Source organism: Sphingomonas prati, from assembly GCF_014643515.1.
GTDB classification, from domain to species: Bacteria; Pseudomonadota; Alphaproteobacteria; order Sphingomonadales; family Sphingomonadaceae; genus Sphingomonas_R; species Sphingomonas_R prati.
The window spans coordinates 233,597-251,475 of the sequence record NZ_BMJP01000004.1 but is presented as its reverse complement, the minus strand read 5'-3'; the positions used below and the strand labels follow the sequence as shown (position 1 = coordinate 251,475).

Here is a 17,879-nt window from a genome sequence, read left to right as displayed (position 1 = left end):
CGGGTTGAAGCGGCCGCGGGCGGACGCCATTTCGGGCTGATGCATGCGCTGAACATCACCAAGGTCGCGGTCGGTTGCGAGGATGTCGAGGCGCTGGCCGAGCGGACGCGCAACCGGACCGCGGACGGCGAGGCACCGATCCAGACGCGCTACCGCCCGACGCGGCATGGCGAGTTGATCGGCGGATCGTTGTTCTGGATCATCAAGCACCAGCTGGTCGTGCGGCAGCGGATCATCGGGTTCGACGAGACGCCCGAGGGGCGCTGCCTGATCCGGCTGGACCCGGTGCTGGTGACCGTGCGGGCGCGGCCGAAGCGCGCGCATCAGGGGTGGCGTTACCTGACGGCGGACGATGCGCCGGACGATCTGGACGGCGGGTCGAACGAGGGTGCTGCGATGCCGGCGGCGTTGATCCGCGAGCTGGCGGAGCTGTCTTTGCTGTAACGGCCTAGCGGGCGTTGGGGCCGTCGCAGGTGACGTCTACTGTGCCTTCGCTGGCGACGGTGCAGGCGGGGGTGCCGAGGATGGTGACCGCGCCGGCACCGGTGGCGTTGACCTTTGCGGTACGTGCGGCGGCGACGGTGATCGTGCCGCTGCCGGCGCTGACGATCGTGGCGTCCTGAGTCGCCAGGTCGGGCGCGTCGATCACGCCCGCGCCCTGCACCACGGCGCGCAGGGCGCGCGTGCGGCCGGCGAATTTCGTGTTGCCCGCGCCGGTGATCGTGACGTTGAGCAGGTCGGTGTCGAGCCCGGTGACCGCGAGCGAGCCCGCGCCCGAGACGCCGGCGTCGAACCGTGCGCCGCGGCTGGTGGCGACGGTCAGGCTGCCCGCGCCGACCACCGTCGCGCCGAGGATCGCCGGCGTGGTGAGCGCGATGCGGATGCCGCGCAAGGTGCCGCCCTGGATGGCGTCGCGGTCGCGGCGGATGACGAGCGTGCGGCCCATCATGTCGAGCCGGACGCCGCTCAGCATGCGCCCGTCGGGACCCTCCGCACGGGCGGACGAGCCGGCGCCGGTGGTGAGCGTGACGGCGAACGGCCCCTCGACCCGGATCCGGTCGAAGCTGGTGATGGTATAGCCGCGCGTCGCCGCCGGGGCCGGGGTGGGCAGCGCGGCGGCCCCGGCGATCCCTGCGAGGAGCCCGATCAGGCCGCGTTGCAACGCACGTCCCCCGATCCGACCTTGCTGACGGTGCAGCGCGCGGGGCCGCGGACGGTGACGCCGCCCGATCCCGCCATCGACACGCTGGCGGTGCCGGCGGCGCGCGCGATCATGTCGCCCGAGCCCGCGGTGGAGGTGGCGAGCGTGCGGACCCCGAGCGCGCCGGCGTCGAGACTGCCCGACCCTGCGATCGACAGTTTCGCGGCGCCCGCCTGACCGGCGGCGACCAGGTCGCCCGACCCGGCGATCGACAGCGCGACCTGGCCCGCCTCGATCCGGGCGAGCCGGAGGTTGCCTGAGCCCTCGACCGCGCCGGAGAAGCGGGGTGCGCGGAACGGGCCGACCGCCATGTTGCCCGATCCGGACAGCGACACGCCGGCCAGCGCGGGCATCGTGACGGTTATCGTGGTGGGCGGGGTCTTGTGCCAGGTCCAGCTGTTGCCGCGATGGTCGAGCCGGAGGGTGTCACCGCGGACCTCGGCCGTCAGCGTCTTCAGCGAAACGGCCGGGCCCGTCGCGACGACCGAAAAGGCCGGGCCGACGCGGATCACGACATTGTCCGACCCGCGCAGCTCGACCTGCGCGAACCCGCTTGCCGGGAAACGCCGCGTGACGAGGGCATCAGCCGCGCTGGATGGCGATGCAACGAGCAGAACGGGGACAAGGAGCAGGGCAGCGAGGCGACGCATGGCAGGAACTCCATGAGGTGTTGTGTTGTGATAATACACCCACAGGGAGGTTGGGCAAGGGATTGTTGTCGCTGCAGGTGGCCCCCGGGGTTTCGATGAATGAGGCCATCACGCTTCGGATGCGGCGTGGAAATAGGTGTTCGACCCTTCGTCGACATAGGTGTCGACGAACCGAAGCCGCGCGTTGGTCAGATATTCGCGGTAGCGCGTCTCACCCAGAGATGACGATGGTCGTCCGGTCAGCGAGTCAGTCCAGCAGCAGACCTGGCGCGGGGCGCTGAAGAGGAAATGGCCGCCGGGTTCCAGTGCGCCACCGACACGGTCGATCAGTGCGCGCTGGGCGTCTTCGGGCAACAGGAAGATCAGGCCGATCGCGACCGCGCCATCGAAGCGGCGATTGAAGAAGCGACTGGCTTCCGCAGGTTCGCACGCGACGGTTGCGTTAAGAAAATTGCGACGAAACGCGGCCAGCAGTGTCGGCGCGGGATCGATCCCGTAAACGTCGAAGCCTTTATCGACGAGTGTTCTGGCGATCGGTTCGCCGGTTCCGCAACCAATGTCCACGATGGTGCCCGCCGGCCGCACATGATCCGACCAAGCAGCGATGACGTCAGTCCCGACATTCGAGCGGATCCTGGCGAACCGGGTGGCGACCGCCTCCCAGCCGGCGGAACTGTCTTCGCTCACGCTACAACCTCCGGCGCGCCGTGCATCCCGGACGTTGGCTCGCACGAAGCGGCGGGCGAACGCAATCGGGCGATAATGAGTGAACCGAACGCGTGCAACGGACGAGGTCGAACGCCATCGCTGGTCTGTCGACGCATGGTAGATGTCAAAACGCCCGCGCAGGGGACTGCGCGGGCGTTTTGTCGCTTTGGGCCGGAGCCTTACTTGTTGTGGATCGCGGCGGCGGCGCGGAGGATGTCGAGGATCTTTTCCGATGCCTTGGGTTCGTCGACCTGTTCCATCGCGGCGAGTTCGCGGGCGAGGCGGCTGGTCGCGGCTTCGAAGATCTGGCGCTCGGAATAGCTCTGTTCCGGCTGATCGTCGGCGCGGAATAGATCGCGGACCACTTCGGCGATCGACACGAGGTCGCCCGAGTTGATCTTGGCTTCATATTCCTGCGCACGGCGCGACCACATGGTGCGCTTGACCTTGGGCTTGCCCTTCAAAGTGGCGAGTGCCTCGTCCATCGTGACGTTGGACGACAGCTTGCGCATGCCGACGCTTTCGGCCTTGTTGGTGGGCACGCGGAGCGTCATGCGCTCTTTTTCGAACCGCAGGACGTAGAGTTCGAGCTTCGTGCCGGCGATCTCCTGGCTTTGCAGTTCGATCACGCGACCGACCCCGTGCTTGGGGTATACGACGTAATCGCCGACGTCGAAGCTCAGCGCCTTTGCAGCCATGTAGAAGCCTTTCCATGCCGACGCCCGAACCGACGCGGCAGCGATTCATCCCGGACGGGACGCGCGGGCGCGGCAGCAGGCACGTCTAACTGTTTCCTCAGTCGGCGGACGAGGAACATCCGCCGGTCGAGCAGGCACATAGCCGAAATTCCGGCGAAAAGCCAGCGACCCTGCCGTTTATCGGCTGGCCGGGCGCACGTGCAGTCCGATCAGTCGCCCTGACCCGGGTTGGCCGAGAACAGCGTGTCGTACTTGTCCGGCACGTCCTTGAACGAATCCGCATCGGCCGGCGCGTCGCGCTTGCGCGTGATGTTGGGCCAGTTCGCCGACATGGTCGTGTTGAGTTCGAGCCATTTTTCGAGGCCGTTCTCGGTATCGGGCAGGATCGCCTCGGCCGGGCATTCGGGTTCGCACACGCCGCAGTCGATGCATTCGGACGGGTTGATGACGAGCATGTTCTCGCCTTCGTAGAAGCAGTCGACGGGACACACCTCGACGCAGTCCATGTACTTGCAGCGGATGCACGCGTCGGTGACGACGTAAGTCATTGGCGATTCCCGGTTGGTCGATCGCGCCCTGCTATGAGGCGCGGACAGGCGCGTCAACCGATGGCGGGCTTTGCGGTGGGCAAGCTGGCATATGGAGACATAATGTCCGGCACAGTTTCCGGTGCATCGACGGGCGCGATTTCGGGGGTGGGGTTGCCCGCGGCGACCACCGGCGGCGGCGACAGATCGGTGTAGCAGGCCCGCGCCTCCGTCGGGGAACCGCGCCGGACGGGGATCGCCTCGACCCGCAGGATGCGGACGCGGCCGTGGAGTGCGAAGCTGAGCACGTTGCCGATCCGCACGGGGGCGTGCGCGCGGGCGACGGTGCGGCCGTCGATGCGGAGATGCCCCTCCGCCGCGAGATCGGCGGCGAGCGAGCGGGTCTTCGCCATGCGGACATAGCAGAGATATTTGTCGAGGCGCAGGCCGCCGTCAGGCATGGGGCTCAGCCATTCGTGGCCTTCAACGCCGCGAGCGCGCCGAACATGTTGCCGGGGCGCGGGGGTGCGGCGGGTGCGGGCGCGGTGTCGGCGCGACGGCCGCGCCAGGCCCAACCTTCGGCCGCGGCGCGGAAGCCCAGGATGTGCATCAGCCGGTCGAACCCGTCGGGCGCGAGGCCGAGCGAGGTGGCGAGCGCGGGATCGGGGACGAACGCGGCGCGGCCACCCTTCGCGTCCGGACGGCCGTCATGCGCGATGCGGGCGAGCCGTTCGATCATGTCGACGCGTAGCATCTGGTGCCCAAGCGGGCGGTAGCCGGCGCGGTGATAGGCGGTGCGGTCGGGCTCCGCCTCCGGCAGCGTCACGGTGACGGAGCCGGCGGGCGGGCAGCCGGGCATCGTCTCCCCGCTGCGGATCGCGGCGAGTGCCAACCGCCAGCGCATCGGTTCGGGTTTGAGCAGGCCGGTGTGGAACACGTCCATCGTGCCGATCCGGACGCCCAGCGCCTGAGCGGCGCGGCGGCCGTCGCGGTCGAGTGCCGCCACGGTGGGCGCGATCGCGGCGCGTTCGATCGTGCCGCCGGCGTCGACCAGCGGCGCGAGCAGCGCGCGGAGCTGCGCGGGGCGGGCGGGATCGGTAGCGGCGGTGGCGATCGCGGACAGCGGGCGCAGGACGCGGTCGACCGTGGTCATCAGCCAGGCGATCAGCCGATCCTCGACCAGGATGCGGTCTGGCGTGCGGAGCAGATCGAGCGCGCGGTGGAGCACGATCCGCGGTGACAGGACGGTGCGCCCGCGTTCGAGCCGCGCGACGACATCGCCGCGCCAGAAGATCGCGACCGGGCGGCCGGGATCGGTGGCGAGCGTGAACTGGTCGTCCGGATCGGCGGCGAGCAGCCGGGCGCGGCCGCCGAGCGTGTCGCCCAGCCGGCGTTCGGCGGCGGCGAGCAGGCGTTTCTTGTCGAGGAGCTTCGCATCGGGATCGACGTGGAAGCGGAACCCTTCCAGCCGGCCGATCGGTTCGTCCGCGACCGACACGATGCCGGCATCGTCGATCGCGACGGGCAGCGCGTCGATCCCGCGTGCGCCAAGATCGCGCATCAGCACGGCGGTGCGGCGGTCGACGAACCGCTGTGTCAGCCGCTGGTGGAGCGCGTCGGACAGCCGTTCCTCAAGCTCGCGCGTGCGTTCCGCCCATTTCGCGGGGTCGGCCAGCCAGTCGGGGCGGTGCGCGATATAGGCCCAGGTGCGGACGCCGGCGATACGGTCCGCGATCGTTTCGACATCGCCCTGGACGTTGTCGAGCCGCGCCAGTTCCTCCGCGAACCACGGCGCGGGGAGATAGCCCTCGCCCTCGGTCAGATGGCGGTAGACGCGGCCGACGAGCCGGCTGTGCGGATCGACGCCGGTCTTGCGGAAATCGGGGAGGCCACAGGCGGACCAGAGCCGCCGGACCATCCGGTCGCCGCGCGTGCGGTCGCGGACCCACGGTTCCTCCGCCAGGCGTTTCAGGACGGCGAGGTCGATCGCCTCGGGTGCGCTGCGCAGCACGCGGTGGTCGGGCTTGCGCTCCAGGTCGGCGATCAGCGTGTCGATCGAGTCCGTGCCGGGTTGCCCGTCGCGCCAGTAGAGCTGTTCGAGCGGGGGAAAGCGATGCTCCTCGATCGCGTGGACCTCCTCCTCCTCGAACGCCGCGCCGCGCGACCCCTCCATGCTGAGCGTGCCGAACGTGCCGTCGCGCTGGTGGCGGCCCGCGCGGCCGGCGATCTGCGCCATTTCGGCGACGGTCAGCCGGCGCTGGCGCTTGCCGTCATATTTGCGGAGCGAGGCGAAGGCGACATGGGTGACGTCCATGTTGAGGCCCATGCCGATCGCGTCGGTGGCGACGAGATAGTCGACCTCGCCCGCCTGGAACATCGCGACCTGCGCATTGCGAGTGCGGGGGCTGAGCGCGCCCATCACGACGGCGGCACCGCCGCGGAACCGGCGCAGCATTTCGGCGACGGCGTAGACCTCCTCCGCCGAGAAGGCGACGATGGCGGAGCGCGGCGGCAGGCGCGAGAGCTTGGTCGAGCCGGCGAACGACAGGGTCGAGAAGCGCGGGCGGGATATGATGTCGGCGTCGGGGGTCAGCGCCTTCAGCATCGGGCGGAGCGCGTCGGAGCCGAGGATCATCGTTTCCTCGCGCCCGCGTGCGCGCAGTAGACGGTCGGTGAAGACATGGCCGCGGTTCGGATCTGCGCCGAGCTGCGCCTCGTCCAGCCCGACGAAGGCGAAATCGCGGTCGAGCGGCATCGATTCGGCGGTGGTCAGGAACCAGCGCGCCTCGGGCGGCAGGATCTTCTCTTCGCCGGTGATGAGCGCCACCGAGCGTTCGCCCTTGATCCGCACGACGCGGTCATAGACCTCGCGCGCCAGCAGGCGGAGCGGGAAGCCGATCATGCCGCTGGAATGGGCACACATCCGTTCGATCGCGAGATGCGTCTTGCCGGTGTTGGTCGGCCCCAGGACGGCGAGAAGCTTACTGTCCGACGACACCATGATCCGAATGTCGGGGCGGGGGCGACGAAACGCAAGCGGTTCTGATCGCGATGTCGGGGCGGGCCGGCGCGCGTCCACATCCTGTGTCGGATTCGCCCCGATCCGTCGCGCACGGGGCGGTGGCGCGGGCCCGTTAAATTGACTTTAACCGTGCGGGTCCAGAGACGGGCGTCGAGCCACGGGAAACCTATTTTTGTATCGGACGAGCGACAGCGAGCAGGGAAGCGGGGGCGGCATGGCGGTGCTTCGTCCGCGCGGTGCTGTGCCGCCACGGGCCGCCGAGTTCGGACGGCGTGTCGAGGAGAAGGTCGCGCGGCTGGAACTGGTCGTCGATCTCGGCGCGCGGATCGGCAGTCGCGAATGGTGGCGCGGGCTGGCGACGTGCACGGCATTGTGCGCGTCGGCGATCGCTTTCTGGCCGGACCTGCCCGTCCTGACGCCGGCCGCGCCCGCGGCGATGAGCGCGGCGCAGTGGCGGGAGGCGCGCGCGCTCGGCGTCGCGCCGCTGGCGCTGGGCGCGGATACCGGGCGGCGGCTGGCGGCGACGGCGGCGGTGCGGCCGTTGCTCGACACGCCGGAGCGGCCGTCGATCGACCTGACCGCGACGCTTGGGCGCGGCGACGGGTTTGTGCGCGTGCTGGAACGATCGGGCGTGGCGGCGGGCGAGGCGGAAGCGGTCGCGGCGATGGTGGCACAGGCGGTGCCGCTGGCCGAGATCGCGCCTGGCACGCGACTGGACGTGACGCTGGGCGAGCGCGCCGACCGTGGACAGGCGCGACCGCTGGAGGCGCTGGCGTTCCGCGCGCGGATCGACTTGAAGCTGGGCGTGACGCGGGTGGACGGGCGGTTGTGGCTGGTGCGGACGCCGATCGCGATCGACGCGACGCCGCTGCGCATCCGCGGGCGGGTCGGGTCCGGGCTGTATCTCGCGGCACGTGCGGCGGGTGCGCCGGCCAAGGCGGTCGAGGCGTATCTGCGTGCGCTGGGATCGCGGCTGTCGATTTCGCGCGACGTGCATCCGAACGACCGGTTCGACATCATCGTGGAGCGGACGCGCGCGGCGACAGGCGAGGTGCAGCTGGGCAAGCTGCTCTACGCGGGTCTCGATCAGGCGCGCGGGCGTGTGCAGTTGCTGGAATGGACGATCGACGGGCGGCGGCAATGGTATGCTGCGTCGGGCGTGGGTGAGCGGCGCGGCATGATGCGGCAGCCGGTGATCGGGCGGATCTCGTCCGGGTTCGGCTGGCGGCGGCACCCGGTGCTGGGTTTCTCCCGCCTGCACAAGGGGATGGATTTCGCGGCACCGTACGGATCGCCGATCGTGGCGGCGGCGGACGGGGTGGTGCGGTTCGCGGGCTGGCACGGCGGGCACGGCAAATATGTGTCGATCCAGCATGGCGGCGGCCTGGGCACCGGATACGGCCATATGTCGCGGATCGTGGTGCCGGCCGGGGCGAGCGTCGCGCAGGGGCAGCTGATCGGCTATGTCGGATCGACCGGCCTGTCGACCGGGCCGCATCTGCATTACGAGGTGTATCGCGGCGGGGCGGCGATCAACCCGGCGACGGTCAGTTTCGTCACGACGTCGCAACTGGCGGGTGCCGAACTCGCGCGGTTCCGGAGCGTGCTGGCCGGGTTGATGGCGGTCGGCGAGGCGGGGCCGGTGCGCACCGCGGCGGGCGATCTGCGGTCGGGTGCTTGACCCCGCTAACATGTAGGACAATAGGGGAACGGAAATGGTGCGGCGCCAAGGCGCCGGGCCGGTCGCGGCGTGGGTAGTTCTGGGGGCGGGCATTGATCGAGACGTTGATCCGCAAGCTGGAACGGCGCGATACGCTGGCCGATTTCGAGCGGCGGGCGCTGGTGGAAGCGGTGGGCGAGGTCCGCGAATATCGCGCGCACGAGATCGTGGTGCGCGAACGGACCGAACAGCATAACAGCCACCTGCTGCTGGAAGGCTATCTGTGCCGGTACAAGGACCTGCGCGACGGGCGGCGGCAGATCGTGGCGCTGCACGTGCCGGGCGATTTCGCCGACCTGCACAGTTTCCTGCTGAAGCATCTCGAGCATAATCTCGCCGCGCTGACGCCGGTGCGGATCGCGGTATTCCCGCACGAGCGGCTGCGCACGATCAGCGAACGCTGGCCGCATCTGACCCGCATGCTGTGGTTTTCGACGTTGCTGGATGCGGCGATCCACCGGCAGTGGATCCTGTCGATCGGGCGGCGGTCCGCGGTCGGGCGGATCGCGCACCTGTTCTGCGAACTGCGCGCGCGGCTGGAGGTCGTCGGGCTGGCGTCGGAGGAGCGCTATGCCCTGCCGCTGACGCAGATCGACATCGCGGATGCGACCGGGCTGACCCCGGTGCATGTCAACCGGATGCTGCGCGAACTGCGCGACCGCGGGCTGCTGGAGTTTCGCGGGGGCGAGGTGATCATCACCGACAATGCGGGGCTGGCGCGGTTGGCCGAGTTCGACCCCGGCTATCTGTACCTGCAGAAGCAGCCGCGCTAGTCTCGCCGTTCAAGCGGACCCGGACACCGGGCCGTGATCGGGAGCGGGTGATGGAGAGTTTCGCGGACTTCTGGCCTTATTATCTGCGCGAGCATGCCCGGCCGCAGACGCGGGCGCTGCATTATGCGGGGACGACCCTGGTCGTGGCGCTGGCGCTGGCGGCTTTGCTGTCCGGTGTGTCGTGGCTGTGGTGGCTGGTGCCGGTCGCGGGATACGGTTTTGCGTGGGGCGCGCATTATCTGGTCGAGCGGAACCGGCCGGCGACGTTCAAGCATCCCTTGTGGTCGTTGGCGGCGGATTTCCGGATGTGGGGGCTGTGGCTGAGCGGGCGGCTGGGCGCGGAACTGGACCGGGCGGGCGTGCCGCGGTAGCGATCGGCCATGCGGCGCGTTGGCGTGCCCGAGGAGATTGAACATGGCCGAAGCAAGCTGGAACGGACAGGTGATCGCGCGATCGGACGATATCGTGACGGTCGAGGGCAACGCCTATTTCCCGCGCGACGCGGTGGTCCCGGGCATCCTGGCGCCGAGCAACACGACGAGCGTCTGTCCTTGGAAGGGGACGGCGCACTATCATTCGGTGGTGGTGAACGGTGCCGCGAACCCGGATGCGGCGTGGTATTATCCGGAGCCCAAGGAGGCGGCGGCGGAGATCCGCGATCGGATCGCGTTCTGGCGCGGGGTGAAGGTCACGTCTTGAGCGCCGAGCTGGAGCGGTTCGTCGACGCGCAGGACGGCGTGTACGACCGCGCGCTGGGCGAGATCCGCGCGGGGGACAAGACGAGCCATTGGATGTGGTTCGTGTTCCCGCAGATCGACGGGCTGGGACACAGTGCGATGGTGCGGATGTACGCGATCGCTTCGCTGGCGGAGGCGCGGGCGTATCTCGCGCATCCGGTGCTGGGCGCGCGGTTGCGGGAGTGTGTCGAGGCGATCCCGGACGGTTCGCCGGACGCGATGTTTGGGTCGGTCGATGCGATGAAGCTGCGGTCGTCGTTGACCTTGTTTGCGGAAGCGGGCGGGGCGGACGAGCCGTTCGCGCCGGCGCTGGCGCAGCTGTTCGGGAGCGCCGATGAAGCGACGCTGCGGCTGATTGGACGGGGTATGCAGGCGTGACGCAGGATGTGGAGTGGGACTGGGAGAATGACCGGCCGATGGCGGAGGCCGCGGTTGGTGAGGGTTCCGATTTTAACGCGGTGGACACCAACGGGACTGCGCTGGCCGACGGGGACAGCGTGGTCCTGATCAAGGACCTGAAGGTGAAGGGCGCGGGGCAGACGCTGAAGCGCGGGACGGTGGTGAAGAACATTCGCCTGACCGGGCCGGACGAGTTCGATTGCCGGACGGACGGGATCAAGGGCCTCGTGCTGCGCTGCGAGTTCGTAAAGAAGCGGTAGGCTTTTCCGGAAGTGTGGCGCGGGGATGCGGTCGGTGTCTTAGCTGCGCTCGACCGGTCCCTCGACTTGGCTCGGGATGGGCGGGTTTTGCAGTCCTACTGTTCCGTTTGGTTCGAGCCTGTCGAGAACCTTGCGCGGGGTTCTCGACAGGCTCGAACCAAACGGGTTGAGGCGTGGTTCAGCTGACCGCGTCGAGGCGGGTGATGAGCGCTTCGGCGGCTTGCGGGTTGCGGACCTTGTCGCCGGCGATGAAGAAGACGTAGGCGTCTTGGCCGGCCTTTGCCGTTTCCGCCGCGCGGGTGGCCCAGCTGTCGAGGTCAGCTTCGGGGTAGCCGGTCGGTTCGGCGGTCGTGGCGCGTTCGAGGCGGGCGTAGCTGAAGTCGGCGGTGATCGCGTCGATCGGGGGTGCGTCGTCGCGATCGACATGGGCGATGGCGATATTGTGGTCGCGCATCAGATCGACGAAGCCGGCGTCTGTAAAGCTCGGGTGGCGGGCTTCGATCACGTGGTGGGCGGGGCGGTCGGCGATCTCACGCGGGAGCATCGCGAGGAAGCGGGCCAAGTCGTCATGGTCGTAGGCCTTGGTCGCGGGGAATTGCCAGAGGATCGGCCCGAGCCGGTCGCCGAGGTGAACGAGCCCCTGGTCGAGGAACATCGCGACTGATTCCGCGCCGTCGGCCAGTTTCTTGCGCGCGGTGCTGTAGCGTGAGGCCTTGACCGCGAAGCGGAACCCGTCGGGGACGGCAGCGGCCCATTTGGCGAAGGTTTCGGGTTTCTGGCGACCATAATAGGTCGCGTTGATCTCCAGCGCGGTCAGCCGGGTGGCGGCATGTTCCAGTTCGCGCGTATGGGGGAGCTTGTCGGGGAAGAAGGTGCCGCGCCACGGCGCGTAGGTCCAGCCGCCGATGCCGACGCGGATGGTGCCTGGTCGGGATTTGGGCATGGGCGGTTCCTGAAGACGGGGGTGGCATGTTGGACGCGGTGGACGGGACGGATGTCGCAAACCGGATCGGCGATGTCGAGCGGGTCCGTGCCGTGCTGGTCGAGGCGGCGCGCGCGGGGACGGCGCTGAGTTATTCCGAGATGCTGGCGGCGCTGGGCCTGCGGTTCACGCGGCCGCGGATGCGCGCGCTGTGCCGGACGATGGACCGGATCGACGAGGACGGACGCGCGGCCGGCGAGCCGGGCCTCGCGGTGCTGGTGGTGCGGGCGAGCGACGGGTTGCCGGGGCAGGGCTGGTGGACCGGCGGGCGCGCGATGATGCTGGGCCATGTCGGCGACTGGACGGGCGCGGAGGCGCGAGCGCTGGTTGCGGCGGAGCAGCGGGCGGCGTTCGACTGGTGGGGCGCGGGGGCGGCATGACGCTGGGCGATGATCCGCTGATGCGGTTCCGTGGGCGGGACGGCCGCGAGATGGTGATGGTGCCGGCCGACATCTACGACCGGTTGCGGGAGTTGGCCGCGCAGGCCCTGCAGGCGTTGCCGCCGGCGGATGTCGCGGCGGCGATCGCGGGGGGTGCGCATCCGCTGGCGGCGTGGCGGCGGCATCGTGGATTGAGCCAGCATGCGCTCGCGGCGCGGGCGGGGGTGAGCCGGGTGTGGATCAGCCGGATCGAGATGGGGGCGGGGCATGGGACGCCCGCGACGCGTTTGAAACTGGCGGCGGCGCTGGAGGTTGCGGTGGGGGCTTTGGAGGTGATTGATCTGTCGCCCCGGACTTGATCCGGGGTCTCGCTGCCTTCCGCTCGCTCGAAGGAGAAGCGGGATCCAGGATCAGGTCCGGAATGACGGTGTGGGATGGCTTGACCGGATGCGCGTCTGCCGTGCAGTCTGGCGTTTTCCGATCCAGTTAGGTCTCTCATCCGCATGATCCGCAACGGACTTTCCGCGTTCGCCCTTCTCCTGTCCGCAACCGCCGTGACGCCCGTCCTGGCGCAGACCGCCGCGCCGGTCGCCGCCGCGCCGGCCGCGACGCCGGCGGGGGCCGATGCGTTCGTCGAACAGGTGCAGAAGGAGGGGCAGGAATATTCGCTCGACGCTTCGCGGATCGCGTGGGTGAATGCGACCTACATCACCGACGATACCGATGCGCTGGCGGCGAAATCGGGTGCTGTCGGCACCGAGATGGCGGTGCGGTTCGCGCTGGGTGCCGCGAAATTCGACGGGGTGAAGGGGATTTCGCCCGACACGCGGCGCAAGCTGGACATATTGAAGAACGGCCTGACCCTGCCCGCGCCGACGACGCCGGGGGCGGCACAGACGCTGTCCGACCTGTCGACCAAGATGTCGTCGAGCTACGGCAAGGGCCGGGGCCTGAAGGACGGCAAGCCGATCAACGGATCGGACATCGAGGCGGCGATGGGGACGAGCCGCGACCCGGCCGAGCTGAAGGAGATGTGGGTCAGCTGGCACGACAATGTCGGCGCCCCGATGCGCGGCGATTATGCCAAGATGGCGGCGATCGCAAATGAGGGGTCGCGTGAACTAGGGTTCAAGGACACCGGCGCGATGTGGCGGTCGGGCTACGACATGCCGGCCGACGATTTCGCGAAGCTGACCGACCAGTTGTGGAAGGAGGTCGAGCCGCTGTACCTGTCGCTGCACACCTATGTGCGCGCCAAGCTGAACGCGAAATATGGCGATGCGGTGCAGGCCAAGACCGGGCCGATCCGCGCGGACCTGCTCGGCAATATGTGGGCGCAGGAGTGGGGCGGCATCTACGACGTTGTGGCGCCGGCCGGGGTGGGCGACCTGGGTTATGACGTCGGCGACCTGCTGAAGGCCAAGCAGTATGACCCGATCAGGATGGTGAAGACGGGCGAGGGTTTCTATTCCTCGCTGGGCTTCGCGCCGTTGCCCAAGACGTTCTGGGAACGGTCGCAGATCGTGAAGCCGGCCGACCGCGAGGTCATCTGCCACGCGTCGGCGTGGGACCTGGACAACAAGGACGACATCCGCATCAAGATGTGCACGAAGGTGAATGCGGACGACTTCACCACGATCCATCACGAGCTGGGGCATAACTATTACCAGCGCGCGTATAACAAGCAGCCTTTGCTGTACCAGAACGGCGCCAACGACGGGTTCCACGAGGCGATCGGCGATTTCGTCGCACTGTCGATCACACCCGACTATCTGGTGAAGATCGGGCTGCTCGATCCGGCGAAGGTGCCGGGGGCGGACAAGGATATCGGCCTGCTGCTGCGCCAGGCGATGGACAAGGTCGCGTTCCTGCCGTTCGGGCTGATGATGGACAAGTGGCGGTGGGGCGTGTTTTCCGGCGCGATCCCGACGAGCGGGTACCAGAAGGGCTGGGATGACCTGCGCCTGCAATATCAGGGGATCAAGCCGCCGGTCGCGCGCGACGAGACGCGGTTCGACCCGGGAGCGAAATACCATATCCCGGCGAGCACGCCCTATGCGCGCTACTTCCTGGCGCGGATCCTGCAGTTCCAGTTCTACAAGGCGGCCTGCGACCAGGCCGGGTGGAAGGGGCCGCTGCATCGCTGTTCCTTCTACGGCAACAAGCAGGTCGGCGCGCGGCTGAACACCATGCTGACGATGGGCGCATCGAAGCCATGGCCGGACGCGTTGCAGGCGTTCACGGGAACGCGGCAGATGTCGGGCAAGGCGCTGGTCGAGTATTTCGCGCCGCTGAAGGCGTGGCTCGATCAGCAGAACAAGGGCAAGCCTAGCGGTTGGTGAGGGCTTGAGGGCGCAGCGTTAGAGGTGCCCCGGCGCAGGCCGGGGCTTGGGTGAAGCGGTTGCGTCTAGGCCCCGGCCTGCGCCGGGGCACTTCGGGGTCTGCGCCGGAGAACGGTTTGCCTCAGTCGTCGAACAGCGTCTTGAAGCGGCGGGGTTGGCAGCGGAGATACTGGTCCGCGGCGTGGACGGTGGCGCCGAGCTGGGCGGCGGCGTGCCAGGGCCAGCGGGGGTCGTAGAGGAGGGTGCGGGCCAGCGCGATCATGTCGGCGTCGCCGATGGCGACGATCGCTTCGGCCTGTTCGGGTTCGGTGATGAGGCCGACCGCGACGACCGGGATGCCGACGGCCTGCTTCACGGCACGGGCGAGCGGGACCTGGTAGCTCGGGCCGGCCGGGATCTCCTGGCGCGGATCGAGGCCGCCGCTGGAGATGTGGACGGCGGCGCAACCGCGCGCTTCGAGGGCTTGCGAGAACTGCACGCTCTGCTCGACGTCCCAGCCGCCTGCGACCCAGTCGGTGCCGGACATCCGCATCGTCACCGGGCGATCCGCCGGGAAGGCGGCGCGGACCGCGTCGAAGACCTCGAGCGGGAAGCACATGCGGTTTTCGAGCGAGCCGCCGTAAGTGTCGTCGCGGTGGTTCGAGAGCGGCGAGAGGAACTGGTGGAGGAGGTAGCCGTGCGCGCCGTGGAGCTGGATCGCGTCGATCCCGAGGCGTGCGGCGCGGACCGCGGCGGCGGCGAACGCGTCGCGGATCGCGGTCAATTCGTCGATCGACAGCGCGTGGGGCGCATTCTCCTTCGCATCGAACGGATGCGCGGAGGGGGCGACGGTCTGCCACCCGTTGGTGGTATCGGGGGCGATCTGCTTGCCACCATGCCAGGGCAGCTCGGTCGATGCCTTCCGCCCGGCATGCGACAGCTGGATCGCGACCGGCATCGGCGACCAGCGGCGGATGGAGTCCAGCGTGCGGGCCATCGCGGCCTCGGTCGCGTCGTCGTAGAGCCCGACGTCGCCGTAAGTGATGCGGCCTTCAGATACGACCGCGGCGGCCTCGATGGTGAGCAGGCCCGCGCCGGACTGCGCGAGCTGGCCGAGATGCTGGGCGTGCCAGTCGGTCATGCAGCCGTCGACCGCGGAATATTGGCACATCGGGGCGATGACGATGCGGTTGGCAAGCGTCAGGCCGCCGACGGTGATCGGCTGGAAGAGAGCGGGGCCGGTCATGATGGAAACTCCAAGCGTTTTTGGGGTGTCAGTCGCTGGTGTAGCGTTGCTGCGTCCAAGGATCGCCGCGGGCGTGGTAGCCGTTCACCTCCCAGAAGCCGGGGCGGTCGTCGGCAAGGAAGTCGATCCGCTTGAGCCATTTCGGACTCTTCCAGAAATAGAGATGCGGCACGACCAGCCGTACGGGGCCGCCATGGTCGCGGGTCAGCGGCTCGCCTTCCCAGCGATCGGCGAGCAGCGCATGTTCCGATGCGAAGTCGGCGATCGGCAGGTTGGTGGTGTAGCCGTCGTAGGATTCGAACGCGACGAAGCGCGCTTCCGGCCGGGGGTCCGAGAAGGCGAGCAGGTCGCGCGAGGCGACGCCGTCCCAGCGATTGTCGTAGCGCGACCAGGTCGTGACGCAGTGGATGTCGGAGACGATCCGCGAGCGCGGCTGGCGCTGGAACACGTCCCAGTCCCAGACGCCGGGGCGATCGACTAGGCCGCCGATCTGAAGCCGCCAGCGGTCGGGCGCGATGTCGGGTTGCTGGCCGAGATCGAGCACGGGCCAGTTCTTGACGAGATGCTGGCCGGGCGGGAGGCGCGTGGCCGGATCGACAGGTGCGTTACCGTCGAGGAAACGCCCCTCCGCCGCCCAGCCGCGCTTGGTGGCGGTGAGTTTGGACGGCGGGGGCGTCTCGGTCATGTCAGGCGGCCAGGTCGCGGCGGTCGGCGGCGGCCTCCGCGATCAGTTCGTAGGAGCGCAGGCGGGCGGCGTGATCGTAGATGTCCGACACGATCATCAGTTCGTCGGCCTGTGTTTCGGCGACGAGGTCGGCGATACCGGCACGGACGGTCTCACGCGATCCGACGATCGAGCGGGACAGCATCGACATGGCCTGCGCTTTCTCCACCGGCGACCAGAAGCTGTCGATATCGTCGATCGGCGGCTGGCTGAGCCCACGGGTGCCGCGGAACATGCCGACGAAGCTCATCTGCTGCGTGGTGGCGAGGCGGCGGGCCTCCGCATCGGTATCGGCCGCGATGATGTTGACGCCGACCGCGGCGTGCGGGCGGGCGAGCTGCTCGGACGGCTTGAACCGGCTGCGGTAGATGCCGAGCGCGGACATCAGCATGCCCGGCGCGAAGTGCGACGCGAACGCGTAGGGGAGCCCCAGTTCGGCGGCGAGCTGCGCACCGTAGGTGCTGGAGCCGAGGATCCAGATTGGCACGTTGGTGCCCGCGGCGGGCACGGCCTGGACCGCCTGGTTGGGGCGGGCGGCGCGGAAATAGGCCTGGAGTTCGAGCACGTCCTGCGGGAAATCGTCGCCACCTTCCAGCGAACGGCGGAGCGCGCGGGCGGTGTGCTGGTCCGTGCCGGGCGCGCGGCCGACGCCGAGGTCGATGCGGCCGGGGAACAGCGTGGCGAGCGTGCCGAACTGTTCGGCGATCACGATCGGCGCGTGGTTGGGCAGCATGACGCCGCCGGACCCGACGCGGATCCGCTTCGTCCCGGCCGCGACATGGGCGAGCACGATGGACGTCGCAGCGCTGGCGATGCCGACCATGTTGTGGTGTTCGGCCGCCCAGAAGCGTTCGTAGCCCCAGCGTTCGGCATGGACCGCGAGGTCGCGCGCATTGTCGATCGCGCCCTTCGCATCGGTGGTTTCGGTGACGCGGACGAGATCGAGGATGGAAAGCGCGGTCATGAGTGGGGACTCCTTGATGCGGCGGCCGGGGTGGATGCGGCGAGGATGTTGGCGACGAGGCCGGGGAAGCGGCGATCGAGTTCGTCGGTCCGCACGCTGTTGAACACCGATACGCCGCGTTTTTCGGAACGGATCAGCCCGCAGTCGCGCAGGATGCGGTGGTGGTGCGAGATGGTCGAGGCGGGCAGATCACCGCAGGATTGCCCGCAGTTGAGGCCGCCCGTCGCGATCAGTTTCGCCACGATCGACCGGCGCGTGCCGTCCGACAGGGCGTGCAGGACGCCGTCGAGCGTCATGTCCGCTTCGGCGGGATGGTGGAACGGCCGGGCCATGGACAGGAGATGGTCGCTTAGTGCGATATTTCAAGATCATTGCACTATGGGGGTGTGCGCATAATCGCGATCTACCGGTGCAGGGGCGCGGCGCATGGTATGGAAAGGCAGCTTGTCGCGTGGGGGGCGCTCCGGTATCGAACTGACGCGCCTGCGCGATCCGATCCTGTCCGTTACGGCACTATCGCGGACGCCCGGGCCCGGACGCGTCGCGGGGGCGTGTCCTTCCTGCTGG

The 17,879-nt window shown here is 68.9% G+C and carries 22 protein-coding genes; 10 read left to right on the top strand and 12 right to left on the bottom strand.

The genetic code is table 11. The features are described from left to right. Nucleotides 1–39: 39 nt before the first annotated feature. Entirely contained in the window at nt 40–444 is a 405-nt protein-coding gene (locus IEX50_RS13470) for a DUF1489 family protein (RefSeq protein ID WP_157176278.1), read from the top strand. 4 nt (nt 445–448) lie between these two features. Here the strand turns inward: IEX50_RS13470 and IEX50_RS13465 are convergent, their stop codons facing one another. The 7 genes from IEX50_RS13465 to IEX50_RS13435 all read right to left on the bottom strand — a co-directional run bounded on the left by IEX50_RS13465 (nt 449) and on the right by IEX50_RS13435 (nt 6,785). Further along, complete coding sequence (locus tag IEX50_RS13465; RefSeq protein WP_157176279.1) at nt 449–1,162, bottom strand: GIN domain-containing protein; 714 nt, start codon at nt 1,160–1,162, stop codon at nt 449–451. Then, complete coding sequence (locus IEX50_RS13460) at nt 1,147–1,851, bottom strand: head GIN domain-containing protein (RefSeq protein ID WP_157176280.1); 705 nt, start codon at nt 1,849–1,851, stop codon at nt 1,147–1,149. Before IEX50_RS13460 ends, IEX50_RS13465 begins: the two co-directional genes overlap by 16 nt. A gap of 108 nt (nt 1,852–1,959) precedes the next feature. After that, nucleotides 1,960–2,538, bottom strand: a complete 579-nt coding sequence (locus tag IEX50_RS13455) for a class I SAM-dependent methyltransferase (protein WP_157176281.1) — start codon at nt 2,536–2,538, stop codon at nt 1,960–1,962. A gap of 200 nt (nt 2,539–2,738) precedes the next feature. After that, nucleotides 2,739–3,257, bottom strand: coding sequence for a CarD family transcriptional regulator (locus IEX50_RS13450; protein ID WP_157176282.1), 519 nt, complete (start codon nt 3,255–3,257; stop codon nt 2,739–2,741). Between the two features lie 209 nt (nt 3,258–3,466). Continuing rightward, nucleotides 3,467–3,805 (bottom strand): ferredoxin FdxA, encoded by a 339-nt coding sequence (fdxA, locus tag IEX50_RS13445; RefSeq protein ID WP_157176283.1) that lies wholly within the window; start codon nt 3,803–3,805, stop codon nt 3,467–3,469. A 53-nt stretch (nt 3,806–3,858) separates the two neighbouring features. Then, nucleotides 3,859–4,245: an RNA-binding S4 domain-containing protein gene (locus IEX50_RS13440; protein ID WP_184075277.1), complete on the bottom strand. Its 387-nt coding sequence runs from the start codon at nt 4,243–4,245 to the stop codon at nt 3,859–3,861. A gap of 5 nt (nt 4,246–4,250) precedes the next feature. Then, nucleotides 4,251–6,785: a helicase-related protein gene (locus IEX50_RS13435; protein ID WP_157176284.1), complete on the bottom strand. Its 2,535-nt coding sequence runs from the start codon at nt 6,783–6,785 to the stop codon at nt 4,251–4,253. A 235-nt stretch (nt 6,786–7,020) separates the two neighbouring features. Between IEX50_RS13435 and IEX50_RS13430 the strand changes: the two genes are divergently transcribed. The 6 genes from IEX50_RS13430 (at nt 7,021) to IEX50_RS13405 (ending at nt 10,695) form a co-directional block, all read left to right on the top strand. Beyond that, nucleotides 7,021–8,487 carry a M23 family metallopeptidase gene (locus tag IEX50_RS13430; protein WP_229674009.1) on the top strand — a complete coding sequence of 489 codons (1,467 nt, stop codon included), beginning with the start codon at nt 7,021–7,023 and terminating at the stop codon, nt 8,485–8,487. A 92-nt stretch (nt 8,488–8,579) separates the two neighbouring features. Then, complete coding sequence (locus tag IEX50_RS13425) at nt 8,580–9,299, top strand: Crp/Fnr family transcriptional regulator (RefSeq protein ID WP_157176286.1); 720 nt, start codon at nt 8,580–8,582, stop codon at nt 9,297–9,299. A 50-nt stretch (nt 9,300–9,349) separates the two neighbouring features. Further along, nucleotides 9,350–9,670 (top strand): Mpo1-like protein, encoded by a 321-nt coding sequence (locus IEX50_RS13420; protein ID WP_157176287.1) that lies wholly within the window; start codon nt 9,350–9,352, stop codon nt 9,668–9,670. 43 nt (nt 9,671–9,713) lie between these two features. Then, the gene (locus tag IEX50_RS13415) at nt 9,714–9,998 is read left to right on the top strand and encodes a DUF427 domain-containing protein (RefSeq protein WP_184075275.1); all 285 of its coding nucleotides are present in this window, start codon (nt 9,714–9,716) and stop codon (nt 9,996–9,998) included. Further along, nucleotides 9,995–10,414 (top strand): DUF1810 domain-containing protein, encoded by a 420-nt coding sequence (locus IEX50_RS13410; RefSeq protein ID WP_184075273.1) that lies wholly within the window; start codon nt 9,995–9,997, stop codon nt 10,412–10,414. Before IEX50_RS13415 ends, IEX50_RS13410 begins: the two co-directional genes overlap by 4 nt. A 38-nt stretch (nt 10,415–10,452) precedes the next feature. Beyond that, the gene (locus IEX50_RS13405; protein ID WP_157176510.1) at nt 10,453–10,695 is read left to right on the top strand and encodes an alkylphosphonate utilization protein; all 243 of its coding nucleotides are present in this window, start codon (nt 10,453–10,455) and stop codon (nt 10,693–10,695) included. A gap of 178 nt (nt 10,696–10,873) precedes the next feature. Here IEX50_RS13405 and IEX50_RS13400 read toward each other — a convergent pair whose 3' ends face one another. After that, complete coding sequence (locus IEX50_RS13400) at nt 10,874–11,638, bottom strand: DUF72 domain-containing protein (protein ID WP_157176289.1); 765 nt, start codon at nt 11,636–11,638, stop codon at nt 10,874–10,876. Nucleotides 11,639–11,664: 26 nt separating this feature from the next. Between IEX50_RS13400 and IEX50_RS13395 the strand changes: the two genes are divergently transcribed. From IEX50_RS13395 to IEX50_RS13385, 3 genes are all read left to right on the top strand, one after another. Beyond that, the gene (locus tag IEX50_RS13395) at nt 11,665–12,057 is read left to right on the top strand and encodes a ribose-phosphate pyrophosphokinase (RefSeq protein ID WP_157176290.1); all 393 of its coding nucleotides are present in this window, start codon (nt 11,665–11,667) and stop codon (nt 12,055–12,057) included. Beyond that, nucleotides 12,054–12,416, top strand: a complete 363-nt coding sequence (locus tag IEX50_RS13390) for a helix-turn-helix domain-containing protein (RefSeq protein ID WP_157176291.1) — start codon at nt 12,054–12,056, stop codon at nt 12,414–12,416. The genes IEX50_RS13395 and IEX50_RS13390 overlap by 4 nt, the downstream gene beginning before the upstream one ends. A 144-nt stretch (nt 12,417–12,560) precedes the next feature. Beyond that, the gene (locus IEX50_RS13385; RefSeq protein WP_157176292.1) at nt 12,561–14,399 is read left to right on the top strand and encodes a M2 family metallopeptidase; all 1,839 of its coding nucleotides are present in this window, start codon (nt 12,561–12,563) and stop codon (nt 14,397–14,399) included. 121 nt (nt 14,400–14,520) lie between these two features. Here the strand turns inward: IEX50_RS13385 and IEX50_RS13380 are convergent, their stop codons facing one another. Genes IEX50_RS13380 through IEX50_RS13365 form a run of 4 tightly spaced genes read right to left on the bottom strand, consistent with a single transcriptional unit; the run spans nt 14,521 to nt 17,644 of the window. Then, nucleotides 14,521–15,624, bottom strand: coding sequence for an NADH:flavin oxidoreductase/NADH oxidase (locus IEX50_RS13380; RefSeq protein WP_157176293.1), 1,104 nt, complete (start codon nt 15,622–15,624; stop codon nt 14,521–14,523). Between the two features lie 28 nt (nt 15,625–15,652). Beyond that, nucleotides 15,653–16,309 (bottom strand): sulfite oxidase-like oxidoreductase, encoded by a 657-nt coding sequence (locus tag IEX50_RS13375; RefSeq protein ID WP_157176294.1) that lies wholly within the window; start codon nt 16,307–16,309, stop codon nt 15,653–15,655. Between the two features lies 1 nt (nt 16,310). Further along, nucleotides 16,311–17,312: an LLM class flavin-dependent oxidoreductase gene (locus tag IEX50_RS13370; RefSeq protein ID WP_157176295.1), complete on the bottom strand. Its 1,002-nt coding sequence runs from the start codon at nt 17,310–17,312 to the stop codon at nt 16,311–16,313. Then, on the bottom strand, nt 17,309–17,644 hold the full coding sequence (locus IEX50_RS13365) for an ArsR/SmtB family transcription factor (RefSeq protein WP_157176296.1): 336 nt from the start codon (nt 17,642–17,644) through the stop codon (nt 17,309–17,311). The genes IEX50_RS13370 and IEX50_RS13365 overlap by 4 nt, the downstream gene beginning before the upstream one ends. Nucleotides 17,645–17,879 lie beyond the last annotated feature (235 nt).

Coding starts and splice junctions, on each gene's coding strand:
- IEX50_RS13440 (WP_184075277.1), bottom strand. CDS start 4,245: ATGCCTGACGGCGGCCTGCGCCTCGACAAATATCTCTGCTATGTCCGC.
- IEX50_RS13365 (WP_157176296.1), bottom strand. CDS start 17,644: ATGGCCCGGCCGTTCCACCATCCCGCCGAAGCGGACATGACGCTCGAC.
- IEX50_RS13450 (WP_157176282.1), bottom strand. CDS start 3,257: ATGGCTGCAAAGGCGCTGAGCTTCGACGTCGGCGATTACGTCGTATAC.
- IEX50_RS13400 (WP_157176289.1), bottom strand. CDS start 11,638: ATGCCCAAATCCCGACCAGGCACCATCCGCGTCGGCATCGGCGGCTGG.
- IEX50_RS13370 (WP_157176295.1), bottom strand. CDS start 17,312: ATGACCGCGCTTTCCATCCTCGATCTCGTCCGCGTCACCGAAACCACC.
- IEX50_RS13430 (WP_229674009.1), top strand. CDS start 7,021: ATGGCGGTGCTTCGTCCGCGCGGTGCTGTGCCGCCACGGGCCGCCGAG.
- IEX50_RS13380 (WP_157176293.1), bottom strand. CDS start 15,624: ATGACCGGCCCCGCTCTCTTCCAGCCGATCACCGTCGGCGGCCTGACG.
- IEX50_RS13405 (WP_157176510.1), top strand. CDS start 10,453: ATGGCGGAGGCCGCGGTTGGTGAGGGTTCCGATTTTAACGCGGTGGAC.
- IEX50_RS13415 (WP_184075275.1), top strand. CDS start 9,714: ATGGCCGAAGCAAGCTGGAACGGACAGGTGATCGCGCGATCGGACGAT.
- IEX50_RS13385 (WP_157176292.1), top strand. CDS start 12,561: ATGATCCGCAACGGACTTTCCGCGTTCGCCCTTCTCCTGTCCGCAACC.
- IEX50_RS13470 (WP_157176278.1), top strand. CDS start 40: ATGCATGCGCTGAACATCACCAAGGTCGCGGTCGGTTGCGAGGATGTC.
- IEX50_RS13395 (WP_157176290.1), top strand. CDS start 11,665: ATGTTGGACGCGGTGGACGGGACGGATGTCGCAAACCGGATCGGCGAT.
- IEX50_RS13420 (WP_157176287.1), top strand. CDS start 9,350: ATGGAGAGTTTCGCGGACTTCTGGCCTTATTATCTGCGCGAGCATGCC.
- IEX50_RS13460 (WP_157176280.1), bottom strand. CDS start 1,851: ATGCGTCGCCTCGCTGCCCTGCTCCTTGTCCCCGTTCTGCTCGTTGCA.
- IEX50_RS13435 (WP_157176284.1), bottom strand. CDS start 6,785: ATGGTGTCGTCGGACAGTAAGCTTCTCGCCGTCCTGGGGCCGACCAAC.
- IEX50_RS13375 (WP_157176294.1), bottom strand. CDS start 16,309: ATGACCGAGACGCCCCCGCCGTCCAAACTCACCGCCACCAAGCGCGGC.
- IEX50_RS13390 (WP_157176291.1), top strand. CDS start 12,054: ATGACGCTGGGCGATGATCCGCTGATGCGGTTCCGTGGGCGGGACGGC.
- fdxA (WP_157176283.1), bottom strand. CDS start 3,805: ATGACTTACGTCGTCACCGACGCGTGCATCCGCTGCAAGTACATGGAC.